This window comes from Flexivirga endophytica (assembly GCF_014640635.1).
Lineage (GTDB): Bacteria > Actinomycetota > Actinomycetes > Actinomycetales > Dermatophilaceae > Flexivirga > Flexivirga endophytica.
In genome coordinates this window covers 145,062-159,335 of record NZ_BMHI01000001.1, presented here as the reverse complement: position 1 = coordinate 159,335, position 14,274 = coordinate 145,062, and the positions used below count along the sequence as shown (strand labels likewise).

Annotated in this window: 11 protein-coding genes; 4 read left to right on the top strand and 7 right to left on the bottom strand. The window is 67.7% G+C overall.

Annotated elements, in window-relative coordinates:
* Positions 1–282: 282 nt before the first annotated feature.
* The gene (locus IEX71_RS00765; RefSeq protein ID WP_188835080.1) at positions 283–594 is read left to right on the top strand and encodes a hypothetical protein; all 312 of its coding nucleotides are present in this window, start codon (positions 283–285) and stop codon (positions 592–594) included.
* 66 nt (positions 595–660) lie between these two features.
* Here the strand turns inward: IEX71_RS00765 and IEX71_RS00760 are convergent, their stop codons facing one another.
* Both IEX71_RS00760 and IEX71_RS00755 read right to left on the bottom strand, forming a co-directional pair.
* Entirely contained in the window at positions 661–1,089 is a 429-nt protein-coding gene (locus IEX71_RS00760; RefSeq protein WP_188835079.1) for a DUF2550 family protein, read from the bottom strand.
* A gap of 12 nt (positions 1,090–1,101) precedes the next feature.
* Positions 1,102–1,371 carry a F0F1 ATP synthase subunit epsilon gene (locus IEX71_RS00755; protein ID WP_188835078.1) on the bottom strand — a complete coding sequence of 90 codons (270 nt, stop codon included), beginning with the start codon at positions 1,369–1,371 and terminating at the stop codon, positions 1,102–1,104.
* A 175-nt stretch (positions 1,372–1,546) separates the two neighbouring features.
* Here IEX71_RS00755 and IEX71_RS00750 point away from each other — a divergent pair, with 175 nt between their 5' ends.
* Positions 1,547–2,299 carry a TerC family protein gene (locus IEX71_RS00750; RefSeq protein WP_229749347.1) on the top strand — a complete coding sequence of 251 codons (753 nt, stop codon included), beginning with the start codon at positions 1,547–1,549 and terminating at the stop codon, positions 2,297–2,299.
* 132 nt (positions 2,300–2,431) lie between these two features.
* On the opposite strand, the gene asnB is transcribed toward IEX71_RS00750, so the two are convergent.
* Positions 2,432–5,077, bottom strand: a complete 2,646-nt coding sequence (asnB, locus tag IEX71_RS00745) for an asparagine synthase (glutamine-hydrolyzing) (protein ID WP_188835076.1) — start codon at positions 5,075–5,077, stop codon at positions 2,432–2,434.
* 133 nt (positions 5,078–5,210) lie between these two features.
* Positions 5,211–6,935, bottom strand: a complete 1,725-nt coding sequence (poxB, locus tag IEX71_RS00740; RefSeq protein ID WP_188835075.1) for a ubiquinone-dependent pyruvate dehydrogenase — start codon at positions 6,933–6,935, stop codon at positions 5,211–5,213.
* A 253-nt stretch (positions 6,936–7,188) separates the two neighbouring features.
* Between poxB and IEX71_RS00735 the strand changes: the two genes are divergently transcribed.
* Entirely contained in the window at positions 7,189–9,444 is a 2,256-nt protein-coding gene (locus IEX71_RS00735) for an acyltransferase family protein (protein WP_188835074.1), read from the top strand.
* Between the two features lie 40 nt (positions 9,445–9,484).
* Complete coding sequence (locus IEX71_RS00730) at positions 9,485–10,309, top strand: hypothetical protein (protein ID WP_188835073.1); 825 nt, start codon at positions 9,485–9,487, stop codon at positions 10,307–10,309.
* Between the two features lie 4 nt (positions 10,310–10,313).
* Here IEX71_RS00730 and IEX71_RS00725 read toward each other — a convergent pair whose 3' ends face one another.
* The 3 genes from IEX71_RS00725 to atpD all read right to left on the bottom strand — a co-directional run bounded on the left by IEX71_RS00725 (position 10,314) and on the right by atpD (position 14,252).
* On the bottom strand, positions 10,314–10,982 hold the full coding sequence (locus IEX71_RS00725) for a YdeI/OmpD-associated family protein (RefSeq protein ID WP_188835072.1): 669 nt from the start codon (positions 10,980–10,982) through the stop codon (positions 10,314–10,316).
* Between the two features lie 46 nt (positions 10,983–11,028).
* Positions 11,029–12,375, bottom strand: a complete 1,347-nt coding sequence (locus IEX71_RS00720) for a uracil-xanthine permease family protein (RefSeq protein ID WP_188835071.1) — start codon at positions 12,373–12,375, stop codon at positions 11,029–11,031.
* A gap of 395 nt (positions 12,376–12,770) precedes the next feature.
* Complete coding sequence (gene atpD / locus IEX71_RS00715) at positions 12,771–14,252, bottom strand: F0F1 ATP synthase subunit beta (RefSeq protein WP_188835070.1); 1,482 nt, start codon at positions 14,250–14,252, stop codon at positions 12,771–12,773.
* Positions 14,253–14,274 lie beyond the last annotated feature (22 nt).

The window sequence follows — 14,274 nt, the reverse complement described above, 5'->3', positions numbered from 1 at the left end:
ACGATGACGTCGAGCGGCTACGACCGCGGGAGATCCTGAGCTGCGCGGAGCGCGGATCGGGACGCTGGCGCAGGAACTGGTCGTCGCTGATGCCGCGCTGTACTCCGACAAATGCTCCTGGGCGGACCTGGACGACGAGGTCGGGCGCCTTCCGTCGGGCGCCCGTGGCCGGCGACGGGCGGCCCTCGCCATACATCTGGCGGACGGGCGGTCGGAGTCGCCCGGTGAGTCACTCAGCCGCGCCCGCATGTACGAGTTCGGCCTCGCGCAACCGGCCTGCAGGTGAAGCTCGAGGACGACGGCGGCTGCTTCAGCTACGCCGACTTCGGCTGGCCGGGATTGGTCGGAGAGTTCGACGGCAAGGTCAAGTACATCGCGCAGGACGTGCTGTGGAAGGAGAAGCGCCCGGAGGGGCGTGTCCGGCGCACCGGCCTCGGAGTCGGGCGCCGGGGATGGCGAGAGGCATGGCATGGCGAGCCACTGCGTCAGATCCTGTATGCCGCGGGCGTGCCCCCGGCAGGAGATCCCGGATGGCGCCGGTGGGACCCGGCCCGTCAGCCACGACGTCCACGATTCACCGACTGGCACAGCTGACGCCGAGTGGCACACCTGCAGGTGTGCCACTCGGCGGGAAGTGTGCGAGTCGGCTGCGAGAGGCAGTCACGCGACGTTGGCGTTGAGGCCCGGCGGTGCGGACTCCGACCAGGAGCGCAGCGCCGTGTAGTCGCCGGGTGCGATCGCGATCAGGAAGGTCTCGTCGCCGACGGTGCACTCGACCTGCACGGGGTCGGTGATGGCGATCGGTTTGTTACGTGCAAGAACACTGGGTGCGCCGAGATCGAGATCGCCGCGGCGCCATACGAAACGCGGCCGCAGGCCGACCCCGATCACCGAGAACCCTTGCACCGAGTCGGTGCTGAAGCGGGTCATGCGGAGCTTCCAGCCTTCGCCACGCTCCACGGCCACCATGGCCAGCGGCTCACCGCGAGCGATGAGGTGACGACGGACGATGAGGGACGCGAGCCCCAGGACGACCAATAGGAGCAGGCACGCGAGACCGACTGCCACCCAGTCGATCGTCGCGATCATCCGTGCTCCTTCTCAGGCCCCGAGGCCGGCTGCGTCGACGCGCTCGGCGACGAGCGTCACCTTGTCGTTGTCGACCGACATGAAGCCGCCGTCGATCGTCACGGTTTCGCGCTGCCCACCGACGGGATCGACCAGGACGTCACCGTTGCCGAGGACCGCGAGCATCGGCTCGTGTCCCGGCAGGATGCCGATCTCACCCTCGACGGTCCGGGCGGACAGCTGGCTGGCGTCGCCGGACCACACGATGCGGTCCGGGGCGACGATTTCGACCTGCAGGCTCACGAAGAGTCAGCTCCTTGAGATGTACGGCGAAGAATCCACCGGACGGACAGGGTGGACCTTGCACTACAGCTTACCGGGCGTCGGAGGGTGCTCGGTGCACGATCCCGCGGAACGGGCCGACGCCGCCCGGGAACCACTCCGGGACGCGCTCCGTTGAACCGACCCCATGGCCTTCATGACCAGTCCCGACCTGTGGGTCGCCTTCCTGACCTTGTTCGCCCTCGAGCTCGTACTCGGCATCGACAACGTCGTCTTCATCTCGATCCTGACCGGCCGTTTGCCGGAGCGGCAGCGTGCCAGGGCGCGCACCATCGGACTCGCGCTCGCGCTGCTGATGCGCATCGTGCTGCTGGCCGTCGCGTCCTGGATCATCGGGTTGACCGCGACGATCTTCTCCATCGGCGACGCGGACGCGCTCCAGTTGTCCGGACGCGACATGATCCTGTTGCTCGGCGGACTCTTCCTGGTCTACAAGGCCGTCACCGAGATCCACGAGAAGCTCGAGGGCGCGGGCGACGACGCACCCGCCGGTACCGCTGGCGCAACCTCGACCTTCGCGCGCGTCATCGTGCAGATCCTGTTGCTCGACGCGGTCTTCTCATTGGACTCAGTCATCACGGCGGTCGGCATGGTCGACCAGTTGGCGATCATGATCGCCGCGGTCACCCTGTCCATCGGTCTGATGATGATCTTCGCCGGCCGCATCAGTGCCTTCGTCAACAAGCACCCCACCGTCAAGATGCTGGCGCTCAGCTTCCTGGTGCTGATCGGCTCGACGCTCATCGCGGAGAGCTTCGACGTACACATCGACAAGCCGGTGATCTACGGCCCGATCGCCTTCGCGATGGCTGTCGAGGCGCTCAACCTGACCTACCGCAAGCGGCAGGTGGAGCGTGAGTCCGCGACCGCCGAGCCGGCCGCGGACTGACCGCCGCACCATCGCCGAGAGGCTCAGAAACGCCGAGAGGCTCAGAAGAATCGCGCGGCCCGGCGTGATTCTTCTGAGCCTCTCGGTACTTGTGTGAGCCTCTCGGCGAAAGGGGTTGATCCGGCGGTGCTGTCAGTGCTCGACGACGATCGCCATCGGGGTCTGCTCGCCGCCCTGACCGAGCGGGTTGTCGGCGAACATCTCCTCGAAACGCGACCAGTCGCCCGGGACGTCACTGCCCAGGACGTTGCGGCCGATGTCGTTGGCATCCATGACGATCGTGCCCCCGAAGGTGTCCTTGTATGCCGCCGGCACGCGCGCACGGATGGCGGCGGTCAGCCGGGCGGCGACGTCGTTCGGGTCCTTGGGCGCGAGCTTGGCCGAGACGTTCGAGGGGTATGCCGAGTATTCGGTGGGACCGTCGATCGCCCGGATGTCGCCGCCGACCAGCTCGTAGAACATGCCGCGCTTGCCGACGAGCTTGCCGACCGCTCCCCCGGCGCTGGCGTAGAGCACCCGAGGCAGGCCGGCTTCCTGGATCGCCAGCTGCATGGTGAACGGCGAACCCAGGCCGATGCCGGCCGGCGTGCGCGTGACGTATTTGGACAGCACGCGCGCCGGACGCCCGACGTTGATGTCCCAGATGAAGTAGGAACGACCCTGGGTGATTGCGACGATCTTCTCGGAAATGAAGTAGTACCAACGCTTCCCGGCCAGCTCCGCGGCGTGCTCGGAGTCGGCGTCGAGCGTCTCGAAGAACCGGTCGATCTGCGCCATGACCCGGCTGTCGAGGTCGTCGTCACGGCTGAACAGCTCCGTGCGCAGCGGGTACCGCCGCACCGTCTGGCCGGAGGCCGTGACCAGGTCCAGCTGCTTGCCCTCGTTGGGCTCCAGGTCTGTCTTGATGCGAGCCGGCTTGTCGTCCTCCGGCTCCTTCTCGTCGAAGAACTCCTGCAGCCACATCTCCACGTTGAGCATCCGCCAGAAGACCATCGAGTCGACGTCGTTGGTGCCCTTGATCCAGCCCTCGAAGGCGTGCAGCACCTCGGACTGGTCGAAGTAGGGCCGGTTCGCGAACGACTCCGAGAGAAAGATGTTGTAGAAGTGGTTCTTCAGCCGCATGAACCACTCGCCCTGCGGGGTGGTGAAGCCGATCTTGTTGCGCCGGCGGTTGATCATGTCCGGCAACAGGCCACGGGTTGCGTCGCGCAGGATGCGCTTGTTCCAGCCGCCCTTGATGATCGCCTCGTCGGACAGGCTGAAGATGAACTTCACGACCTCCTTGTCGAGGAACGGCACGCGACCCTCGAGTGAGAAGCGCATGGTGTTCTTGTCCTCGTAGCGCAGCAACGACGGCAGTGACCCGATGAAGAGGTCCTCGATGAGGCGCTTCTTGAGGTTGGCGCCCTCGACCGTGTAGGTCTCCGCCGCGTGCGCCGAGACGAAGTCGTTCGCGAGCAGCTGGGTCATCGGAATTCCCTTGCGGCCCTTGAGTTTCGCCTGCATCTTGAAGCGACCGAGCCGGTAGATGACGTCCAGGCTCTTGGACAGCTCCGCGGCCGCGAGCTTGGCGCCCTGCGCCTTCAGCTGGCGCAGGTAGACGAAGTAGTAGGGGATGTAGCCGGCCATCATCTCGTCGGCGCCCTGGCCGTCGAGCAGCACCGTGACGTGCTGGGTCGCTTCGCGCATCACCTGGTACTGCGCGTAGGGGCCGGAGGAGATCAGCGGCTCCTCCTGCGCACGGATGAAGTCGCGCAGGTCGGCCTTGAACTCGTCAGCCGTCGGCTTGATCTTGTGGGCGTCGACGTGCCCGCGACAGATGTCGAGCACTGCGTCGACGTACTTCTCCTCGTCGTTCAGTGAGCCGGGGAACACCGCGGAGAAGGTGTTCTGTTGTGCGCCAACGGCTTCGGTGGTCGTCTCGTCGCCGGCGTTGAGCAATTGGTTGATGATCACCGCGACCGCGCTGGAGTCGAGTCCACCGGACAGCGATGTGCCAACCGGCACCTCGGACTGCAGCCGCAGCCGCACCGCCTCGATCAGCCGCGCCTTGTAGTCGGCGGCGGCCGCGTCGTCATACGGGCGTTGCTCCTTGGCGAGCTCGGCGAGTTCCTCGCGCAGACGGGTGTATGGCGCCCGCTTCGTCCCGCTGGCATCGATCGTCATGGCCTCGCCCGGCTCCAGCCGCTCGATGCCGTCGAAGAAGGTCTCGCGGCCGTCCTCGTGGATGCGGAAGCGCAGGTAGCGAAAAACGGTGCGGTCGTTGGGTTTCGGGTCGTAGAGATCGGACGCCAGGATCGACTTGATCTCCGAGGAGAAGACCAGGGTGTCGCCGAGCTGGGCGACATAGACGGGCTTGATACCGAAGTGGTCACGGCTCAGCGTCAGGCGCTGCTCCTCGCCGTCCCAGATCGCCAGGCCCCACATGCCGTTGAACCGGTCGAACGCCTCGGTGCCCCACTGCGCGAACGCGGCGAGCACGACCTCGGTGTCGGAGTCGGTGCTGAACTCGTGCCCGAGCCCGCGCAGCTCCTCGCGCAGCGGCAGGTAGTTGTAGACCTCGCCGTTGTAGACGATCGTGTAGCGACCGTCGGCGGTCGTCATCGGCTGCTGGCCGTGCGCCACGTCGATGATCGACAATCGGCGGTGGCCGAGGCCCACCGGACCGTCGCTGAAGGTGCCTTCGCCGTCGGGCCCGCGGTGCGCCTGGCAGTCGTTCATCCGTTGCAGCAGAGCTGCGTTGCCACCTGGGCCGAAGTAGCCGACGATTCCACACATGCGGGCCAGCTTATTTGTCCGAGCGGGCGCCGACCCAATCGGCATCCCTTGTGCTTGATCTCGATACACCCTCCCCCGCTGCGCTCCTCCGGGCACTCGATCAGCGCGGGCGGCTACTCGATCCGCTGGGGGCTCAGAGCTGCTGCAGGTTGGTGCGCGCCAGCTCGACGATCTCGCTGCCCCGCCCTGACAGCACGGTGCGGGTCGCGTAGAGGGTGAAGCCCTTGACCTGTGACAGCGTGATCTTCGGCGGCAGCGACAACTCCTGCCGGGCGACCCGCAGGTCGACCAGCGCCGGGCCGTCGTGCTTGAACGCGTCCTGGACGCAGTCCTGGACGTCCTTGGTGCGCTCGGCGCGGAAGCCACGGATGCCGATCGCGTCCGCGATCGCCGCGAAGTCGGGGTTGTCCAGACCGGTGCCGAAGTTGATCAGCCCGGCCTGCTTCATCTCCAGCTCGACGAAACTGAGCGCGCTGTTGTTGTAGACCATCACCTTCACCGGGAGGTTGAGCTGCCGCAGCGTGATCAGATCGCCCAGCAGCATCGCCAGGCCGCCGTCGCCCGCGAGCGCCACCACCTGCCGCTGCGGGTATGCCGCGGAAGCGCCGATCGCCTGGGCGAGCGCATTGGCCATCGACCCGTGGTTGAAGGAGCCGAGCAGCCGGCGCTTGCCGTTCATCCGCACGTAGCGCGCCGCCCAGACCGTGGGCGTCCCGACGTCGCAGGTGAAGACCGCATCGTCGGTGGCCGCCTTGTCGATGACGTCGGTGACGAACTGCGGGTGCAGCGGCGTCTCCCTCGGCTTACCGGGCTCGGCCAGCTCGTCCAGCTTCGCGCGGCGCTTGCGGTGGTGCTTGACGATAGTGTCCGCGAAGCTGCTGTCGTGCTCACCCTTGATGCGGGATTGCAACTGCGGCAACGTGTCTCGCACCGTCCCGACCAGCGGGTTGGACACCTGGACACGCCGCCCGATGCGCTCGCCGCGCACGTCTATCTGGATGACCGGCACGTCGTCGGGCAGGAACGGCCGGTAGGGGAAGTCGGTCCCGGCCATGATCAGCACGTCGCAGTGCTCCATCGCGCGGTAGCCGGAGTCGTAGCCGATGAGACCGGTGAGCCCGACGTCGTAGGGGTTGTCCCACTCGATCCATTCCTTGCCGCGCAGCGAGTGCACGACGGGAGCCTTGATCGCATCGGCGAACGCCACGAGCTCGTCGTGCGCACCGGCACACCCGGCACCGGCGAGTATGGCGGGACGTTTGGACTTCCCGATGATCTCGGCGGCGGCCTCCAGGTCCTGCGCCGGCGGCAGCACGACCGACTCTCGGGTTCGCACCGGCAGCACGTCGGGCGCGGACCACTCCTCCATGAAGATCTCGCCGGGAACCACGATCACCGCGACACCGCGGCGACTGATCGCCGCCTGCAGCGCCTGCTGGAACACCACCGGGAACTGCTCGGCGCAGGACACCAACTCGGCGTAGACGCTGCACTCGTTGAAGATCTGCGTCGGGTGGGTCTCCTGGAAGTAGCCGCTGCCGATCTCCTCCCGCGGGATCTGCGCGGCGATCGCCAGCACCGGCGCGTGGCTGCGGCCGGCGTCATACAGCCCGTTGATGAGGTGGACGTTGCCCGGTCCGCAGCTGCCGACACAGACCGCGAGCTCGCCGGTCAGCTGCGCCTCCGCCCCGGCTGCGAACGCGCCGACCTCCTCGTTGCGCACGTGCGCCCACTGCAGGTCGCCGTCGCGGCGCAGTGCGTCGGTCAGCCCGTTGAGGGAGTCGCCCGGCACGCCATACAGCCGGCGGACGCCGCTTGCCTTGAGCGTGCGAATGATCGAGTCCGCGATAGTCGCCATGGCACCCATTGTGTCCCCCGCCGGGTCCGGGGCGGCCGGGGCGCTCCCTGTCGGTCACGATGAATTCGGCAGCCGGAAACTTCCCCGGCCCCATCCCACCATCGGGGCGCCGACTCGGGCATCATCGACGGCGCGATGACACGCATGCACGATTCTCAACTGGCCATTCACCCGGAATTTATGGAATCGTGATCATGAGCCCATTGACAAATGGGCTTGGCAATCGTCGTCGATCTGAGCAAAGGGTGTCCGGGTGGCCACAGCGCTCCCATCAGCTACAGATGTTTCGGATCCGCATGCCCGCGGCCCGGCGCACGGCTCCCGCGGCGCCGCCACGTCCGCGCGGTCCGGCAGTGCCGACCGGTCCGAGGGCCACGGCCAGCGTCCGGACATCCAGGGCATGCGCGCGATCGCGGTGCTGCTGGTGGTCGCGAGTCATGCCGAGATCAAGCACATCCTCGCCGGCGGCTACATCGGAGTCGACGTCTTCTTCGTCGTCTCCGGCTTCCTGATCACCGGACTGCTCGCCCGCGAGGTGCGCTCCACCGGACGGGTGTCGTTCGCGGGGTTCTACGCCAAGCGCGCCCGCCGCATCCTCCCCGCCGCATCGGTCACCCTGCTGCTGACGTTGCTGGTGTCGACGTTGGTCTACACCGACGGCGACCTCAGCAAGGTCGCCACCGACGTCAGGTGGGCCGCGTTCTTCGCCGCGAACCTGCACTTCGCGCAGGCCGGCAACGACTACTTCGCCGCCGCGACGTTCGAGACGCCGGTCCAGCACTTCTGGTCGCTCGCCGTCGAGGAGCAGTTCTACCTCGTGTGGCCGGTGCTCATCGCGCTGATGCTCGTGCTCCCCTGGCGCCGACGCGAGAAGCTGATCAGCCGCGGCCCGCGGGCCACGCGGGCCAGGATCGCGCTCGGCCGGACGCAGGCGCTGCGCCGCGCGACGGTCCTGATCGCGCTGCTCAGCCTCATCTCGCTCGGCTGGTCCATCCACGACACCGCCGCGTCGCCGCAGTCGGCATACTTCTCGACCTTCACCCGCGGCTGGGAGCTGGGCCTCGGCTCGCTGCTGGCGCTCACCGCGCATCACGTCGGACACCTGCCGGACAGGGTGAAGGCAGTCATGTCCTGGACCGGTCTGGCGGCGGTGTTGTTCGCCGCGGTGGTCTACACGCCCGCGACGCCCTTCCCCGGCGTCGCTGCCCTGGTGCCCGTCCTCGGTGCCGTGCTGATCCTCGCCGGCGGTATCGACGGGCCGCGCTACGGCGCAACGCTCGTGCTCGGGATCCGGCCGGTGCGGTTCATCGGGGACATCTCCTACTCCGTCTACCTGGTGCACTGGCCGGTGCTGATCCTCGCCAATGCGTATGCCGGGGGCCAGCTGCGCATCCGGTACAAGCTGATGCTCATCGTGGTGGCCATCGCGCTGGCCTGGTTGAGCTACCGCTGGGTGGAGACGCCCTTCCGGTCGACCAAGCGACGAGGGCGCCATACGACCGTCCGCGCGTTGGCACTGTGGCCGGCCGCTCTTGCGATGGTCCTCGCTCCGGCGGCGGTCATCTACCAGTCGACGATGGCGCAGTCCTCGACGACGGCGGCCGCGGCGCAGAAGGTCGCCCAGAAGGAGGCCAAGAAGCCGTCCGCCGTGTCGTCGCTGCGCGCCGAAGTGGCCAAGGCCAGCGACAAGGCGCAGGCGGGTGATGCGCTGCCGACCAAGCTCGTGCCGAGCCTCGTGCACCTGGAGGACGACAAGACCGAGCCCTCGGACGACTGCTGGGCCGGCACTCGGGACAAGACATCGCACAAGTTGTGTCCTTCCGGTGACACCAAGGCGACGACAACCGTTGTCATCTATGGCGATTCGCACGCCGCGCAGTGGTTGAAGCCGCTGAGCGCGATGGCGAAGCAGCACCACATCAAGCTGATCCCGCTGACCAAGGCCGGCTGCATGCCGGCGGATGTCCACCTGCGCTACAAGGGCATCGCCTACGACCAGTGCGACACCTACCGCACGTGGGCCATGCAGCAGATCAAGCAGATCAAGCCGAAGCTCGTCATCCTCAGCGGCCTCCTGGACACCCCGATCCTCGACCCGGACACGGGCAAGGAGATGCCTGGTGCCAAGGGCACCGAGCTCTTCAAGGCGGGTGCGGCACGCACCCTCGAAGAACTGCACACCGTCACCGACGAGGTCGACATCATCTCCGACCAGTCGCGACTGCCCAAGGACGCCGGCACCTGCCTCGGCTCACGCACGGCGAACCTGAGCACCTGCGCCGAGAGCCCGGACAAGGTCACCGTCGCGCGCGATGCGGCATGGAAGAGCACCGCAGCCAAGCACGGCGCCGACTACATCGACATGCGGCCGTGGGAGTGCCACGACGACGTCTGCCCGATCGTCGTGGACGGCACGATCGTCTATCGGGACGACCATCACCTCACCACCACGTATGCCGAGCGGCTGCGGCCGGTGCTCGCCGAGAAGATCGACTTCAAGGCGTTGTGACCTGAGCGAGGGATGCAGCATGCCGTGACACCATCACCGCATGCTGGCGTTGCTGGGTGCGGTCCTCGGGGCACTCGCCTATGGCACCGCGACCGTCCTACAGGCCGTCGGTGTGCGGCGTATGGCGGCAGTCCCGCACGCCTCGTCCTGGCCGGCACGTGCTCGCGCCGGCCGGTTGTATGCCGTGGGCCTCGCACTCGACGGCGCGGGGTTCATCGCCAGCCTCGCCGCCCTGCAGACACTGCCGCTCTTCCTGGTCGAGTCGATGCTGGCGTCCTCCGTCGGCGTGACCGCCGTGCTGGCGGTCGCGTTCCTCGGCCTGCGGCTCGCTGCGCTGGAGATCGGGGCGCTCGTGGTCACCGGTTCCGGGCTGGTGCTGCTGGCGGTCGGCGCGCACGAAGGTCCGGCACACCGGATGGACGCCACCGGCGGCTGGCTGTTGCTCGCCGGCGCCGTGGTGGTGGCGCTGACCTTCGCCGTGGGCCTGGCCGATCGCGACCGTGCGAGATCATCACTGGTGCTGGCGGCCGCGAGTGGCCTCGGTTTCGGTCTCACCGGGATCGTGGCACGGGTGCTCGATGCATCGAATCCCTTGTGGCGCACGGTGTTTCAGCCACAACTCTGGGCGCTGGTGCTGGCCGGGGCGGTGGCGGTCGTGGCCTACGGTTTCGCGCTCGAACGCGGCCGGACCACCAGCGTCGCAGCGATCACCTTCGCCGTGGAGACCGTCATACCGGCGGTGATCGGGCTCGCCTGGTTGGGCGACTCGGTGCGCCACGGCTTCGCCGCGGTCGCCGTGCTGGGCTTCATCGCCACGCTGGGCGGGTGCCTCGCACTCGCCGGACACGCCGAAGTAGCGGCCTGAGCCGTCAGCCGGCCGCAGCAGCAGCGGCAGCCGCGCGCTCGACCCAGCCGGGCGTCGCGCCGTAGCGCTGGCTCGGGATCAGTCGCCCCGCGGCACTGTCCCCGACGAGCTGTGCCATCCGCCGGTCGCGTGTCGTCTGCTGCTTCGCGCTGAGGACCCAGTTGACGCACACGCGGCGGTAGCTGTTGGTGGTCACCTGCCAGAAAGCGGTCGCAGCAGGCGACGCCGCCAGCTGCGCGGCGTAGGCCGGCGGCAGCTCGAGCGGCCCTTCCCGCTCGTGGGTGTATGGCGCTGCCTCTCTGCGCCGCGCCTCCCAGATGGCCAGGCCCGCCGGCTGCATCCTGCCCTCCCCGCGCAGGCGTTCGACAAGCTCGAGGTTGACCTTGCTCCAGTGACTGGTGCGCTTACGCGGCGTCCAGCGCTGGCGCACGAAGTCGTCATCGATCCGCTGCGCGACCGAGTCGATCCAGCCCCAGCACAGGGCCTCCGGGACCGCGTCGGCCCAGGTCAGGCCACGGTCGGCCACGTGTTTCTTGGCCAGGCCCATCCACAGCTCGGTCTCGGTGTCGTGGTGCGCCGCCAGCCACGCGCCGAACTCGGCCGCATCGGCGAAGAAACGCGCCGGACGGTCCGAGGTGCCACCCATGCGTCCCGGAGTCGGGTTCTTCGTCATACCTCCCAGCCTGCCACCGGGCGGTGACAAGAATGGTCCGGTTCGCTCACTTCACCAGGTCGACGGTCGGCTCGGGCGCGAGTCCATCGTTCCGATCCAGCTGCACCATCGGGGCCGGCGTGGTCGGATCCGGCAGCACCTTGCTGACCGTGTTGATCGCGCGCATCAGGTGATAGGCGACCAACACCGCCATGGTGCCCAGCGCGATGCCCGCGAGTTGCACGTCGCCGATCGTCCAGGTGAAGTCCGCGATGCCGATGATCAGCCCGATCGCGGCCGGGGTCAGGTTGATCGCGTTGCCGAAGTCGATGCGTGCCTCGATCCAGATCCGCGCACCGAGCAGCCCGATCATGCCGTAGAGCACCACGCCCGCTCCGCCGAGGACGCCGACCGGGATGGTCGCGATCGCCTCACCGAACTTCGGGCAGAAGCTCAGCACGAGGGCACCGAGCGCCGCGAACCAGTAGGCCGCCGTCGAGTAGACCTTGGTCGCCGCCATCACCCCGATGTTCTCGGCGTATGTCGTCGTGCCCGACCCACCGCCGACGCCTGCGAGCGCGGTGGAGATGCCGTCGGCGAACAGCGCCCGCCCCTGCACGTCGTCCAGGTCGCGCGCAGTCATCTGGGCGACCGACTTCACGTGCCCGATGTTCTCGGCGACGAGCACGAGCAGCACCGGCACGAAGAGCGCGATGACACCGGTGTCGAAGTGCGGGCTGTGGAAGGTGGGCAATCCGACCCAGTCGGCCTTGCTCACCGCATCGAAGTCGACCTCGCCGCGCACGCAGGCGGTCACGTAACCCGCGGTGACACCCCCGAGGATCGCCAGCCGGCCCAGGATGCCCCTGCCGAGGACCGTCACCAGGCAGATCAGCGCGACGGTCACCGTCGCCGTGACCGGCGCCTTCACATAGTTGTCCTTGGCCGCACCGGCCAGGTTGAGGCCGATCAGCGCGACGATCGCGCCGGTCACCAGCGGCGGCAGCAGCGCCCGGATCCACCCCGCGCCGGCGACCTGCACGATGAGACCGATCACCGCGAGCGCGACACCCGCCAGCACGATGCCGCCGAGCGCCCCCGCCATACCGTGATCGGCCTTGGCCGCGGCGATCGGTGCGATGAACGCGAACGACGAGCCGAGATAGCTCGGCACCCGCCCGGCAGTCAGCAGCAGGAAGATGATCGTGCCGAGACCGGAGAAGAAGAGCGTCGTCGACGGCGGGAAGCCGGTCAGCAGCGGCACCAGGAAGGTCGCGCCGAACATCGCGACGATGTGCTGCAGCCCGATGCCGGCGGTGCGCGGCCAGGTCAGCCGCTCGTCCGGTGCGACCACCTCCCCCGCCGGAACCGATTTGCCGTCACCGTGCAGGGTCCAGGAGGGAAGAAGACTCACAGGCGCACAGCATATGGCGTGGCTGGACGGGTCCGACGCACGCTGGGCGGTGGCGGGTGAAGCGGCGTGCGGGGCTGATCAGCGCAGCGTGCCGAACTGCCCGGGTCACCCGTCCCGGCATACCGACCGTCGGTCCTTCGAGACGCGATTTCCGCACGCACCCGTCCCGGCATACCGACCGTCGGTCCTTCGGGACACTCTCACGGCAAAATCCCGTCCCGAACCCACGACCGTCGGCACTTCGGGACGCCCTCCCGGCAAAATCCCGTCCCGAACCCACGACCGTCGGCACTTCGGGACGCCCTCGCAACCATCACGGACACGCGAAAACCCCCGAACCACAACTGGTCCGGGGCCTTTCGCTACTGCTCGTATGACGCAGGTCGACTCGTGATTCAGTCTTCCTTGGCCAGCTCGGCGGCCTTCTTCTCGACGTCGTCGAGGCCACCGCACATGAAGAACGCCTGCTCGGGCGTCTGGTCGTATTCGCCGTCGGCGATCTTGTTGAACGCCTCGATCGTGTCGGCGAGCGGCACGGTCGAACCCTCGAGGCCGGTGAACTGCTTGGCCACGTAGGTGTTCTGCGACAGGAAGCGCTGGATCCGGCGAGCGCGGTTGACGAGGATCTTGTCCTCTTCGGAGAGCTCGTCGATGCCGAGGATCGCGATGATGTCCTGCAGCTCCTTGTTGCGCTGCAGGATCTGCTTCACGCGCACCGCGGTGTCGTAGTGCTCGGTGGAGATGTAGCGCGGGTCCAGGATGCGCGAGGTCGAGGTGAGCGGGTCCACCGCCGGGTAGATACCCATCGAGGCGATGTCACGCGACAACTCGGTCGTGGCGTCCAGGTGCGCGAACGTCGTCGCCGGCGCCGGGTCGGTGTAGTCGTCTGCGGGGACGTAGATCGCCTGCATCGAGGTGATCGAGTGACCACGCGTCGAGGTGATCCGCTCCTGCAGCTCGCCCATCTCGTCGGCCAGCGTCGGCTGGTAACCCACCGCACTCGGCATACGACCGAGCAGCGTGGACACCTCGGAACCGGCCTGGGTGAAACGGAAGATGTTGTCGATGAAGAGCAGCACGTCCTGGTTGGCGACGTCGCGGAAGTACTCCGCCATCGTCAGCGCCGACAGGGCGACGCGCAGACGCGTGCCCGGCGGCTCGTCCATCTGACCGAAGACGAGGGCGGTCTGACCGAGAACGCCGGCCTCCTCCATCTCGACCATCAGGTCGTTGCCCTCACGGGTGCGCTCACCGACACCGGCGAACACCGACACACCACCGTGGTCACGTGCCACACGGGCGATCATTTCCTGGATGAGGACGGTCTTGCCGACACCGGCACCACCGAACAGGCCGATCTTGCCGCCCTGCACGTATGGCGTCAGCAGGTCGATGACCTTGATGCCGGTCTCGAACATCTGGGTCTTGGACTCCAGCTGGTCGAAGGCCGGCGCCTTGCGGTGGATGCCCCAACGCTCGTTGACCTCGAGCTGCTCGCCCTCTTCGAGGTTCAGGCACTCACCGGTCGCGTTGAAGACCTTGCCCAGGGTCGAGTCGCCGACCGGCACCGTGATGGGGCCGCCGGTGTCGTGCACGGCCTGGCCGCGGACGACGCCGTCGGTCGGCTGCAGCGACACGGCGCGAACCATGTTGTCGCCGATGTGCTGCTCGACCTCGAGCTTGATCTGCTTCTTGCCTTCGGTCTCCTCGCCCGGAGCGGACAGGTCGACCTCGAGGGTCAGCAGGTTGAAGATCTCCGGCATACCGTCGGCGGGAAACTCGACGTCGATGACCGGACCGATGACCCGTGCCACACGCCCCACGGCGCCCGGTGCGGTCTCCTCCGCCTTCGTGTCGAGAACGTTGGTCTCACTCATTGGCTATCTCTTTCTCGTCAGA